Below are 12,900 nucleotides of genomic sequence, written 5' to 3'. Positions count from 1 at the left end.
GCTATGCGGTCCTGGCGGCGCTGAGCCGCTCGTCCACGGTTGTCAGCCAGGTGGCGTACGTCTCGGCGACGAGCGCTCGTGCCGGATCGCGCAGCTCGGGAAAGGCGCCCACCGGACCGACCCGCCCGGCCGCCTCCTCCGCCTCCGTCACGAGCTCGCTGGGAGGGGTGTCGAGGGAGCGATGGACGACGTCCGACGAAGCGTCCGGGCCGAGCTGGTCGTAGGCGTCGGTGATCAGTCGGTCCAGCTCATCTGCTGCCCCGACCGGGACCCGACGCTGTGCTGCTCGCACGAAGAGGTCGTACTCCGTCTTCGACCGGGTGACGGGGAACTCGTCGCGCCACCGCGGACCGACCAGCACGACCGGCCGGCCGAGGGCGAGGCAGAAGGCCACCTCGGACTTGGTGCCGTCACCTCCGTCCAGCGCGATCGCGACATCGCAGAGGCGGGCGTTGACGTAGTTGCGGCGGTCGCCGACGGCCAGACCGAGGACGATCTTGGTCTCCTCGTCCTCGACGTCGACCAGGACCCGCGTGTGCCTGCGCCCCAGCACCCCGATCCGTGCAGCCACCACGCCGTCGTCACGCCGGGCCGCCTCCGCGCCGTCGAGGCCGCTCTCGGTGACGGCCCGGCCCGTGACCCTTCGGCCGCCACCGGTGAGGAGGATGCAGTTGCGGCGGGCAATCTCGGCGCCCAGCGCCTCAGCGACGTCGGTGTGGTCGCTGCTGCCGAAGAGGGCGATGACGGGAACCGTCCTGGCACTCATCTCGGGTTCCTCCTCCCCCGCAGAATAGGACCGGCGGGGCGCGAGCCGCCACGCCGACTGGCGTCGGTCACCCGTCTGGAGGGCTGGCGTCATCGGATGCAGAGCTCGCCGCGCAACGGGAGGTCGGCGCTCGACGGGCCGACGAGAACCGTGACGACGCCCGGATCGACGAGCCTGCGATAGTGCCGGTCGGTGTAGGCCGTCCGCCGCGCCGGCAGCTGGAAGGCCACGCGTGATCCCTCGCCCGGGTCGAGGGTGACCCGGGCGTAGCCGGCGAGCTGGAGGACCGGCCGGGCGACTCGGGCCACTGGGTGGCTGACGTACAGCTGGGCGACCTCGGTGCCGGCGCAGTTCCCGGTGTTGCGCACCAGGCAGGAGATCTCGGTCTCCGAGTCCGGATCGACCTGGGTCCGGCTCAGCCGGAGGTCGGAGTAGGCGAAGGTCGTGTACGAGAGCCCGTGGCCGAACGGGTAGAGCGGCCGGCCGTCAAGTGAGCTGACGCCGAGGTCGGGTTCGCCGAGCAGCGCGTGGAGGTAGGTGTGGGGCTGCCCGCCCGCGCGCGCAGGCACCTGCACGGGCAGCTTGCCGGAAGGAACCGTGCGTCCGGTCAGGACGCCGGCGAGCGCCGGACCGCCTTCCTCTCCCGGGAAGAAGGCCTGGACGACGGCGACCGCACGGTCGGCGAAGTCTCCGAGTGCGTAGGGGCGGCCAGAGACGACGAGCAGCACGGTGGGGGTTCCGGTGTCCAGCACGGCGGTGACGAGCTCCGCCTGGACGCCCGGGAGCCGGAGGTCCTCGACGTCGCAGCCCTCCCCTGAGGTGCCCCGCCCGAACAGTCCTGCCTGATCGCCCACCACGACGATCGCGAGATCGGCGACGGCCGCGGCGGCCACCGCCCTGGGGATCGCGGACCGATCGTCCGTCGAGATCGAGCACCCCCCAACGTGGCTGATCACGGCCTCGGGAAGGTCGGAGCGCAGGGCTTCCAGCACGGACGGGACCGGCACTCCGAGGCCGAGGTCTGGATGGTCCGGCAGGACGTGGTTGGGGTAGGAGTAGCAGCCGAGGAACGCCCTCGGGTCGTCGGCGCACGGCCCGAGGAGGGCGATCCTGCGCAGGTCCGGCCGAATGGGGAGCGCGCCCTCGGGGTTGGCCAGCAGGACCACCGACGCCTCGGCGATCCTGCGGGCAAGCGCGCGATGGTCCGGAGGGTCGAGGTCGACCCGCGTGGTGGGCGGCCGGGGCGACCAGTCGGCGTCCAGGAGGCCGAGCTGCAGCTTCTGGTGCAGGACGCGCCGTACGGCCCGATCCACCAGGTCCTCGTCCACCCGGCCGTCGGCGATGAGCCCGGCCAGCTCGTCACCGAAGCAGCGGGTGTCGGGCAGCTCGACGTCGATGCCGGCCGCGAGCGCCGCTGCGGCGGCTTCGCCCGGGGTGGCGGCGACGCGGTGCATGGTCTCCAGGAAGCTCACCGACCAGTAGTCCGACACCACGGTGCCCGTGAAGCCCCAGTCGTTGCGGAGGACGTCGGTGAGCAGCCACGGGTCCGCCGCGGACGGAACCCCGTCGACGTCCGAGTAGGAGTTCATGACCGACCCGGCGCCAGCGGCGCGCACGGCCATCTCGAAAGGTGGCAGGACGACGTCGGCAAGCTCACTCAGGCCCATCGACACCGGGCCATGGTTGCGACCGCTGCGGGAGGCCGAGTAGCCAGCGAAGTGCTTGAGAGTGGCGATCACCCCCGCCGACTGCAACCCGCGTACGTACGCGCTTCCGAGCGTGCCGACGAGGTAGGGGTCCTCCCCCATGGTCTCCTCGACCCGTCCCCACCGGTGGTCACGCACCACATCGAGCACGGGGGCGAGCCCCTGGTGGACGCCGACGCTCCGCAGGCTCGTTCCGATCGCCGCCGCCATCTCCTCGACCAGCCCGGGATCGTACGTCGCCGCCCAGGCCAGCGGAGTGGGGAAGACAGTGGCGCCCAGGGTCGTGAACCCGGTCAGGCACTCTTCGTGCGCGAGGGCGGGCACGCCGAGGCGAGTGCTGTCCTTCAGGTTCTGCTGCAGCTCGGCAAGTCGCTCCATGCCTTCCTCGGGCGTGACCGGTCGAGTGCCGAACACCCGGGTGAGATGTCCGATGCCGTGCCTGGCTCCGACCTCGAACGGCTGGCTGTAGCCGAAGACGTCCTCCATGGGTGCCACGTTGCCGCCGGTACCACCTTCTCGGTCCCAGACGCCGCCGAGCTGGGCGAGCTTCTCCGCGAGGGTCATCGCCGCGACGAGGGACTCCACCCGCTGTTCGGGAGTCAGGGACGAGTCCATCCAGGGTCGGTGCTCCGGGCGCGGCGGAGAGGCGTCGGTGATCACCTGGGGGTCACGTGTGTTCGCAGGGACGACCGAGCGAGTCCTCAGCCCTTCAGTCCGGTCATGGCGATGCCGTCGAGGATCTTGCGCTGGAAGATGAGGAAGATCGCGATCACCGGCATGACGGCCACGACCGCGCCGGCCATCACCAGGTGCGGCTGCGCGACCCGGCCGGACACCAGCGCCTGCAGAGCCAAGGGCAGCGTGTACTTGTCCTGGTCGGACAGGATCACCAGGGGCCAGAGCAGGTCGTTCCAGTGGTAGATGAAGCTGGTGATCGTGACCACCGCGAGTGCTGGCTTGGCCAGCGGCAGGGCGACCGACCAGAAGATGCGCATGCGCGAGGCGCCGTCAAGCATCGCGGCCTCCTCGAGCTCCTTCGGAATGGTCAGGAAGAACTGGCGCAGCAAGAAGATGTCGAAGGCCGCGATGAGGTTGGGCACGATGATGCCGCTGAGGCTGTCGCCCATGCCGAGCTCCTGGGTGATGAACACCTTGGGGATCAGCAACGCGACGCCGGGCACCATCATCGTGGCGAGGATGACCATGAACAGGATGTCGCGGCCCGGGAACTCGATGCGTGCGAACGCGTAGGCGGCCAGGGCGTCGAGCAGCAGCTTCCCGGGCACGAGGACGAAGACCACAATGACGCTGTTGATCATGGCGGTGGTGAACCCGCCGAGCCCCAGTACCTCACGGAAGTTGTCGAGGGTTCCTGCCCAGGCGCCGGTCTGCGAGTCGAGCGGCAGCAGGCTGGGTGTGCGGGTGAAGACGTCCTGCGGCTCCTTGAACGACGTGGCGACCATCCAGATGAACGGCGTCAGGGCGGCAAGCGCTCCCAACGTGAGCACGACGTAGGCCACCACTTGCAGGGCGGCCGGCGCGCCGTTGCGGCGGTTGCGCGGAGCGTCACTGCGTGAGGCACGCCGTCTACGCGCCCCCGTCGGTGGCTTGGTGGCGGTGGGCAGCTCGTCCAGAACGATGGTGTCGGTGTTTTGCATGCTGATCAGTCCTCGAAGTCGCGGGGCATGAGACGGAACTGGACCGCCGTGATCAGCAGGATCGCGACGAAGAGGAGGAACGACATCGCGCTGGCGGCGCCCATCGACCCGTTGCGGAAGCCTGCGAGGTAGAGGTGCAGGACGTAGGTCAGTCCGGAACCCTCAGGCCCTGGGCTGCCGCTGAACAGCACGTAGACGAGGCCGAAGACCTGCAGCGCCGAGATCAACCCGGTGACCGTCAGGAAGAACGTGGTGGGCCGCAGCAGCGGCAGCGTGATCCGCCAGAGTCTCTGCGCAGCCCCGGCACCGTCCACCTCGGATGCCTCGTAGTAGACGCTCGGGATCCCCTTCAGCCCGGCCAGGAAGATCAGCATGCAGGTGCCCGACTGCCACGCGGCGATCAGTGCCAGGGCAGGCACCACCGTTGAAGGCGTGCCGAGCCAGTCCTTGCCTTCGAGTCCGATGACGCCGAGGGCCTGATTCACCAGGCCGAACTGGGGGTCGTAGAGCCACAGCCACACCGCGCCCACGGCCGCCTCGGCGGTGACCACGGGCAGGTAGAAGGCCAACCGGTAGAAGGACTCTCCTCGCCGGACGGTGTCGATCAGGTAGGCCGTCACGAAGCCGGTCAGGAGGGAAGCAGGCACCGAGAGCACGACGTACAACGCGGTGACCTGGACGGACTTCCAGAAGTCCGGATAGACGTCGCCGTTGAACAAGACCTCCTGGTAGTTCGCGAGACCCACCCAGCGCGCCGGCGAAATCATGTCCCACTCGGTGAAGCTGAAGTAGAGCGCAGCCCCGGCCGGCACCAGCATGAAGATCAGCGTGTGCAGCATCGCCGGAGCGACGAACAGGTATGCGGTCAGGGTGTCACCCTCGCGTCGGGCACCCTGGGAGGTGCCCGACGCGGGCGTCTGGGCGGTGGTGGTCATGACCAGCCCAGCAGCTTGGCTGCCCGCTCGGCCGCTTCGTCGAGGGCATCGGCCGGGGGGGTGTCACCGTCGACGGCGGCCTCGATGGCGCGGGCGATGTACTCGTCGTTGATCTGGATCCAGTCGGCCACCGCTGGCCGAGCATGCGCGGTCTCGAGCTGCTGGAGGACCACCTGGATCTGGGGGTCGTCGGCCAGGGTCGATGCCTCCGCCGCGGCGATGTTGGTGGGGAAGTTGCCGGTGATGTCGGCGAATTCCGCGTTGTGGGTCTCGTCGGAGAGGAACTGCAGCCACTTGAACGCGGCATCCTCGTTGTCAGCTCCCGAGAACACCACACCGTTGTCGCCGCCGATGGTGCTCGCCTCGGTCTCCTTCATCGGCATCAGTGCGACGTCGAACTTCAGCTGGGGGAACTGCTCGCGAATCCCGACGATGTCCCACGGGCCAGAGAACATCATGGCGGCGAGGCCCTTCTGGAAGGGCAGGTCGGAGTTGGTGATCTCTCGAGGAGAGGACTCCAGGAGGGTGTGCCACAGGTCGAGCGCCTCCTCGGCGGGCACGTCGGCGAAGGTCACCTTCTTGTTCTTCTCGTCGAGCATGGTGCCGCCGGCGGAGGCGACGAAGCCGGGGTACATCCAGGCGCCGAAGCCGTCGCCCTTCGGGACTGCGACACCAGCAACGTCGGGGTTCTCGTTGTTGACGTCTTCCGAGACGGCGACCAGCTCGTCCCAGGTCTTCGGCGGAGTGGAGACCAGGTCGGTGTTGTAGAAGAGCACCACCGTGGTCTGCTGCAGGGGGACGCCGTACAGCTTGCCATCGACCATGTTGGTCTGAAGGGCGCCTTCGTAGAAGTCTGCGTCGTCGATGGTGCCGGCCGGGACCTCGACGATCTGGTCAGCGTCTGCGAACCTGGCCATCTGCGGCTGGTCGAGGTAGCCGGCGTCGGGTCCGCGGTCACCGGCCATCGCCGAGGCCAGCTTGGTGTTGTAGTCGGCCTTGGGGATCTCGACGAGCTTGATGCTGATGCCGGAGTTGGCATCCTCGAACTCGTCGACGAGCGCCTGGACCTTCTGGGCCTGCTCCGGGGTGGGCTGGTAGTACCAGAACTCGACGGTGTTCGCGTCCGCCGCCTCGCCACCCCCGCCGCAGGCGGCCAGCGTGAGGGTCAGGGTGGCGGCCGCCAGCGCGGCGAGGCTCTTGTGCAGCAACTTCATGATGACTCCAGGTGTTGGGTGGGGGTGATGGGTGGGTGGTCAGCGGCCGTGGCGGTCGGTGTACGCACGCACGTCGGCGACGCTCCACCAGCTGTCGGGTGCGGCCTCGGTCAAGGTGATGCGGACGTAGCGGATCGGAGCGCCAGGAAGGTCCACGGTGGTGAACTGACCATGACCTGCGGCAGACGGCACGACCGTCGTCCACGTGGTCGCGTCCTGGCTGGTCGCGACGGTGTATCGGCGCGGGTGGTCGCCGAGGCCGATGCCGGTGTCGAAGACGACCTGTCGGGCCCGCAGGGGCCTGCCGAAGTCGACCTGGAGGTACTGGCCGGGGGTCTGGCCGGTGCCGGTGCTGAAGCGGGTGGTGGCGTCGTCGTCGACGGCGTTGGCCGCGACGTCTCCAGAACAGCACAGGTTCGTGGGACCGGAGGGGTCCGCGGTGGCGCTCCAGCCGGCCGGGGCGACCTGCCTGAGCGCCGGCGAACCGCCGGGGTCGCCCGCCCAGGTGAAGGTGGCCAGGGCGCCGCCGGGCAGGGTGTAGGTGAAGGACTGGTCGCCCTGCCGGACGGCGAACGTCTGCGGGTTGTCGTTCTCGTTGTGCGCGACCAGGACCGTCGAGCCGTCCGGGTTGCGGAAGGCGACGTCCATGACCTGCCCGTTCCAGCCGGTGGTGCCGAAGGACGTGCTCGCGATCCGCACGGCGCCGGGCTCGACGAACCGGGCGAGGTGGCCGAGGGTGTAGTACTCGGCGTTGTTGGTGACGCTGCCGTCGCTACCGATCGTGACCACGCCGGTGCAGGTGTCGCAGCCGCCCACGTGCGGCCCACCCGAGGGGTCGAGGGCGAGGTTCCAGTTGATGACGGTCTCGGCCCAGTTGCGGGTCGAGCCGATGATCAGGTTGCGCGAGTGCCACTTGAGGGTGTCGGAGTAGGTGTTGTCCGGGTTCGAGGACTGGCTCCCGGAGCACTCGGTGAAGTAGATGGCCTGATCGGGAAACTGCCGGTGGAGCCGGGTCATCGCGCTCGGGTCCCCGTAGTAGCAGTGGTAGGCCACTCCGTCGATCCATCGCGCGGCCGGCGATTCGAGCACGTTCTCGACGTAGCGGTCCACGTCGCCGGCCTGGTCGGGCGGAGTCGCGGCGATGTCGTCGGGGTGCATGGCCCAGTTGTGGTCGTAGGCCAGGATCTTCGTGCTCAGGCCCGCCTTGCGGAGCATCGGACCGAGCCTCTCGATCACCTTCTCCTGCTGCCAGGACGGCATGTCCGTGCCGGGGTACCCGAAAGGCTTGCGGTTCTGGGGCTCGTTCTGCACGGCCAGCGCGTCGACGGGCACCCCGTTGGCCGCGTACGACTGCACGAACCTGACGAGGTAGAGCGCGTAGGCGCGGTAGATCCGGTCCTGGTCGATCAGCTGGCCGCCCACGAGAGAGCCGCTGGTCTTCATCCACGCAGGCGGGCTCCACGGGCTCGCCATCACCTTGAGCCGGGGGTTGAGGGCCTTCGCGCGGCGCAGGAGCGGAAGGATCTGAGCCTTGTCATGGGCGATCGAGAAGCGGCGCTGCTCGAAGTCGGTCCCGCCCGCGGGAAGGTCGTTGTAGGTGTAGTGCGCGGTCGCGACGAAGTCCGAGCCGCCGATCGGCTGGCGCAGGTAGCTCAGTCCGTTGCCGGTCTCGGGATCGAAGAGCGAGCGCATCGTGGCCTCACGCGCTGCCGGTGACAGGTTGTAGAGCAGTGCGGCGGAGGAGTCGGTGATCGAGGCGCCGAACCCCTGCATCGTCTGGTAGGTCCGCGTCGGGTCCACGACGACGGTCGGCACGGTGGGCTCGTCGCTGCCGAAGGCGACCGTGCCGGCGCTGCTGAGCTGGTGGGCGCCGTCGGGCGTCGACAGCCAGACCTTGGCGGTGGTCCCCGTGGTCGGTGCCGCCTCAGCGGCGCCGATGCCGGCGGCACTGGTCGCGCTCATGGCGATCGCTGCGGTCAGTCCGCCGACGGTGACAGTGGCCAACAGGCGGGCGAGAGGGTGAGGTGTACGCATCAGGGAACTCCGTGGGGGTAGGGGGTGACGCCCTCGCCGTGGGACGCGAGTGGGGAGGCGCGTCCGAGGCGCGTCGAACAAGGCGCCCGGGCGAGGACGCCGGGACGCTGCAACCTGCGCTTGGTCAGTTCTGGTCGGGCCGGTGGGTGGAGCCGCGGATGACGAGACGGGTCGCAAGGGTGCGCGAGGTCTCGGCTTCAGGTGATTTGCGGACGTGCTCGAGGAGCAGGCTTGCTGCCGTCTCCCCCATCTCGCGCAACGGTTGATGAACCGTGGTCAGCGCCGGATCGGTGTACGCAGCGAGCTCGACGTCGTCGAAGCCGACGACGGCGACATCATGGGGAACGCGCAGACCGGCCTCTCGGAGAGCCACGAGTGCACCGGCGGCCGACTGGTCGTTGTGTGCGAAGACCGAGTCGAACTGCATCCCGGCCGCTATCACGCGGCGTACCTGCTCGCGCCCGCCGTCGAAGGTGAACCCGCCGATGACGACATCGTCCGCACCGAGGGTGACGCCGGCCTCAGCACAGACTTCTTCGAAGCCGGCGAGACGCTCCTCGACGCATCCGTAGTTGAGCGGGCCGGCAACGACGAGCGGCCGACGGCGCCCCAGCTCGAGCAGGTGCCGGGCGGCGTCGGCACCACCGGCCCGATTGGTGGTCGCCACGTGGGGGAACTGCGGTCGGTGAGCGTGGTCGTCGATCAGGACCACGGGAAGACCCGCCGCATGAAGCTCGGTCAGGTAGTCCACGCTGCCCTCGGGCGTGATCACGAGCAGGCCGTCGAACGACTTGGCCGCCACCTGCACCCCCAGCCTGCGAAGGGCCTCCTCGCCGTGGTCGAAGGTGAGAAGTCGCATCCCGAAGCCCTCGCCTTCGAGAACCTGGACCGCACCTTCGAGGACCGCGCCGATCCAGGGCCAGGTGAGCGAGGGCACGAGCATTCCGATGAGCTGGGTGCTACCCCGGGCGAGGCCGACGGCGCCAGCGCTCGGAACGTAGCCGAGGTCGGCGATCGCCTGCCGGACCTTGCGGATCGTCGCCTCGTGGAGCTCGCCCTTGTTGTTGAGGACTCGCGACACGGTCGTCTTGCTGACGCCCGCACGGGAAGCCACGTCGGCGATGGTGGTCGACATGGTCGCCTCCTTTGTCCTCGTTGCTCTCGGCTCGGAGACCTGTAAACTTTGGCTCCGGAACCGGTTCCGGAACCGGTTGCACGAGTGAAGCAGGTCACATTGTCAATCGTCAAGAGGGCACTTGGCACGCCCCGTCCCCATCAAGGGTCTTGGGCATTACGCGCAGATGGAGGGGCAGTGGAGCGAGCATCGGTGGTCTATCTGGACGCAGAGCGCCCGGTCGAGGAGCGGGTGGAGGATCTCCTGGCCCGGATGACCGTGCCCGAGAAGGTGGGGCAGATGCTGCAGCTGGACGCCCGCCAGGACCTCGGCGACGTGGTGTCGGCCAGGCTCGCGGGCTCGATCCTGCATGCCTCGCCCCCGCGCATGATCGAGGCGATCGAGCTGGCCCGTTCCACCAGGCTGGGGATCCCGCTGCTGACCGCTGACGACTGCATCCATGGCCACTCGTTCTGGCCCGGAGCGACGATCTTCCCCACCCAGCTGGGCATGGCCTGCACCTGGGATCCGGAGCTGCTCCAGCGGGGCGCCCGAGCCGCGGCGGTCGAGATCGCCGCCACCGGTGTCCACTGGACGTTGTCCCCCGTGCTCTGCATCACCCGCGACCTGCGGTGGGGCCGCGTCAACGAGACCTTCGGGGAAGACCCGTTCCTGATCGGTGAGCTCGGTGCGGCGATGATCCGTGGCTACCAGGGAGAAGGCCTGAGTGACCCGACTGCCGTGCTCGCCTGTGCGAAGCACTTCGCTGGCTACTCCGAGACCCAGGGAGGCCGGGATGCCAGTGAGGCCGACCTCAGTCGGCGCAAGCTGCGCTCGTGGTTCTTCCCACCGTTCGAACGGGCGGTCGAGGCCGGAGTTCAGACGTTCATGCTCGGCTATCAGTCGATGGACGGCGTGCCAATCACCGCAAACAGGTGGCTGCTCAACGACGTGCTCAAGGACGAGTGGGGCTTCACCGGCACGCTTGTGACCGACTGGGACAACGTCGGTCGAATGGTCTGGGAACAACAGGTTTGTGCCGATCTTGCCGAGGCAGCCGCGATGGCGATCCGCGCCGGCAACGACCTGGTGATGACGACGCCGACCTTCTTCGAGGGCGCCCAGGAGGCAGTCACCCGAGGGTTGGTGGAGGAGAAGGAGCTCGACGACGCCGTACGCCGGATCCTGCGGTTGAAGTTCCAGCTCGGGCTCTTCGAGGATCCACGCGCTCCGAGCGCCGGGCGACAGGCAGCCGTGATCGGCTGCCTGGACCACGCCGACCTCAACCTCGAGACGGCCCGGCGCTCGCTCGTGCTGCTGCGCAACGACGGTCTGCTGCCGCTCGAGGGCGGCCTGACTCGAAACGGCCAGGGGGTGGCGGAGGGACGCGGCGCCCCCCGCACCATTGCCGTGATCGGGGCGAATGCCGACGACCCGCAAGCCATGCTGGGCGACTGGGCCGGAGCATCCGGGCAGGTTGACTGGATGCCTGAGGGGCATCCGCGCGAGACGATCGAGACCGTGCTCGACGGGTTTTGCGCGGTGGCGCCCGCGGACTGGTCCGTCGTCCACGCTCGCGGCTGCGAGATCGAGGTCCTGGTGCCGGACCCGGCAGGGCCGCTGCTTCCCGACGGCCAGCCGCGCCCCCCGGTCTTCAGCCCCGCGCCCGTCGACGAGGAGCTGCTTGGCGAGGCGACAACAGCGGCGGCCGCCGCCGACTACGCGGTCGTCGTCGTCGGCGACACCGTCGCCCTGAGCGGCGAGAGCCGCTCCACCGCCACCCTCGATCTGCAGGGCGGCCAGATCGCGCTGCTCGACGCAGTCGCCGCCACTGGCACCCCGATGATCGTGGTCCTGGTCCAGTCGAAGCCGAGCACCCTGCCTGACTCCGCCCTGAACGCCGCCGCCCTGATCGAGGCGTTCAATCCCGGGATGCGCGGCGGCCGTGCGGTGGCTGAGCTCGTGCTCGGTCTCATCGAGCCGTCGGGCCGGCTGCCACTCTCCTTCGCCAGGCATGTCGGTCAGCAGCCGGTCTACTACAACCAGGTGCGCGGCCAGCACGGCGATCGCTACGCCGACCTCACACAGGAGCCACTGTTCGCCTTCGGCGAAGGCCTCAGCTACACCACAGTGACCTACTCCGACCTCACGGTGGCAGAGCCGGACGTCTCCCCCGCCGGCGTCGTCACGGCCACGGTGCGACTGACCAACACCGGCACCCGGCCTTCTCGGGAGACGGTCCAGGCCTACGTCAGCGACCTCACGACGAGCGTCACATGGGCCGAGCAGGAGCTGAAGGGGTTCACCCAGGTCGACCTGGCTGCGGGCGAGACGATCGACGTCGAGGTCGAGATCCCGGCGTCACGGTGCTCCCTCGTCACATCGGATGGCCGTCGGGTGGTCGAGCCCGGAGAGTTCGAGCTGCGCGTCGGTCCGAGCTCACGCAGCGCACACCAGCAGGTCGCCCGCTTCCGCATCCGAGCGGTGGGTCAGTAGCGCACGCCGAGATCGATCGCGACCGAGGCGGTGCCGGGGTCGTCGGCGTCGGCGACGGCCAGCACTCGCGCTTCGCCGACGCCCGCCTCGACCAGCATCAGACCCTCCACCTTCGAGACCGCGTCCCGGATCCGCGGGAGCTCGACCACGGGGCCGACGACACCGTCGCGGACCAACGCCAGCGCCGAGGCGACGACGGGCCCGTCGTCTCGAGGGTTGGGGCTGTCCTCCGCGGCCGCGCTGACGAGGACGGCGCCGTCGGGCAGGGCGATGGCGTCGGTGATCGCCAGCCCGACGTCGTCCACGGCCCCCAGGTGGTAGGTCACCGGGTTGGTGACCGGTACGTCCTCGGGCGCAGCCCTGCCCAAGGCGGCGTCCAACGCAGCGGCCAGCGGGAGGTCCACGCTCCGCGAGGGCCAGCCTGCCGAGGGCATGCCGCGGTGGTACCAGCGAAGGGCCGTTCCCAGGACGCAGGCGCCCTCCAAGTTGAGCAGGTCGAGCGGGACGTCCAGCACCCCAGCGACGACGTCGTACAGCGGCGCGAGATCCGCCACCCGGTGGTCCGTCCCCTCGTCGCGCTGGTTCACCAGCGACCACCTCATCCGCTCGGGTGACGAGCCGGACCCGAGCAGCAGCACTCCCCTGGCGCCGTCCGTGGTCACCTCACAGGCCGCCTCCAGGTCCGGCTTGAGGTGCTTGGTGCCGGAGGCCTCGTCGAAGGTCTCCCTCCCCTGTCGGGCAGGGACCAGCCGCACCGGTGTCGCACGTCCCTCGCGGAACCAGGCGGCGTGCGTGGCGTCGTCCTGCGCGACCAGGAAGCCGTCACCGAATGGCGCCACGCCCGACGCGGCGCGTACGGGTGTCCCGTCCCCGAAGCGGAGCTCCCGGACGCCATCCAGGGCGATCCTCATCGCCCCAGCCTTGCATCCCCGGTCCTGCGGACCCGCCTAGACCGGTTGCCAGATCAGTGATGACAA

General features: G+C 69.3%; 9 protein-coding genes. 1 reads left to right on the top strand and 8 read right to left on the bottom strand.

Going from position 1 to position 12,900, the window contains the following annotated elements; genetic code table 11:
- Position 1 precedes the first annotated feature (1 nt).
- The 7 genes from J3P44_RS05775 to J3P44_RS05745 form a co-directional block, all read right to left on the bottom strand.
- Positions 2 to 766: an SLOG cluster 4 domain-containing protein gene (locus J3P44_RS05775; RefSeq protein ID WP_255889301.1), complete on the bottom strand. Its 765-nt coding sequence runs from the start codon at positions 764 to 766 to the stop codon at positions 2 to 4.
- Positions 767 to 855: 89 nt separating this feature from the next.
- Complete coding sequence (locus J3P44_RS05770; RefSeq protein ID WP_255889300.1) at positions 856 to 3,087, bottom strand: beta-xylosidase/alpha-l-arabinosidase; 2,232 nt, start codon at positions 3,085 to 3,087, stop codon at positions 856 to 858.
- Positions 3,088 to 3,173: 86 nt separating this feature from the next.
- Entirely contained in the window at positions 3,174 to 4,130 is a 957-nt protein-coding gene (locus J3P44_RS05765; protein ID WP_255889299.1) for a carbohydrate ABC transporter permease, read from the bottom strand.
- Positions 4,131 to 4,135: 5 nt separating this feature from the next.
- Positions 4,136 to 5,065 (bottom strand): carbohydrate ABC transporter permease, encoded by a 930-nt coding sequence (locus J3P44_RS05760; RefSeq protein ID WP_255889298.1) that lies wholly within the window; start codon positions 5,063 to 5,065, stop codon positions 4,136 to 4,138.
- Positions 5,062 to 6,279 (bottom strand): ABC transporter substrate-binding protein, encoded by a 1,218-nt coding sequence (locus tag J3P44_RS05755; RefSeq protein WP_255889297.1) that lies wholly within the window; start codon positions 6,277 to 6,279, stop codon positions 5,062 to 5,064. Before J3P44_RS05755 ends, J3P44_RS05760 begins: the two co-directional genes overlap by 4 nt.
- Before the next feature lie 39 nt (positions 6,280 to 6,318).
- Positions 6,319 to 8,313, bottom strand: coding sequence for a glycoside hydrolase family 30 beta sandwich domain-containing protein (locus tag J3P44_RS05750; protein ID WP_255889296.1), 1,995 nt, complete (start codon positions 8,311 to 8,313; stop codon positions 6,319 to 6,321).
- Between the two features lie 124 nt (positions 8,314 to 8,437).
- Positions 8,438 to 9,448, bottom strand: coding sequence for a LacI family DNA-binding transcriptional regulator (locus J3P44_RS05745; RefSeq protein ID WP_255889295.1), 1,011 nt, complete (start codon positions 9,446 to 9,448; stop codon positions 8,438 to 8,440).
- A gap of 177 nt (positions 9,449 to 9,625) precedes the next feature.
- Between J3P44_RS05745 and J3P44_RS05740 the strand changes: the two genes are divergently transcribed.
- Positions 9,626 to 11,923: an exo-beta-d-1,3/1,6-glucosidase gene (locus J3P44_RS05740; protein WP_255889294.1), complete on the top strand. Its 2,298-nt coding sequence runs from the start codon at positions 9,626 to 9,628 to the stop codon at positions 11,921 to 11,923.
- On the opposite strand, the gene J3P44_RS05735 is transcribed toward J3P44_RS05740, so the two are convergent.
- The gene (locus tag J3P44_RS05735; RefSeq protein ID WP_255889293.1) at positions 11,917 to 12,834 is read right to left on the bottom strand and encodes a DUF6910 family protein; all 918 of its coding nucleotides are present in this window, start codon (positions 12,832 to 12,834) and stop codon (positions 11,917 to 11,919) included. The two genes, J3P44_RS05740 and J3P44_RS05735, sit on opposite strands and share 7 nt — an antisense overlap.
- Positions 12,835 to 12,900 lie beyond the last annotated feature (66 nt).

This window comes from Nocardioides astragali (assembly GCF_024436375.1).
GTDB classification, from domain to species: domain Bacteria; phylum Actinomycetota; class Actinomycetes; order Propionibacteriales; family Nocardioidaceae; genus Nocardioides; species Nocardioides astragali.
Note: the sequence above shows the minus strand (reverse complement) of the source record. Positions and strands in the feature narration are given on the sequence as shown.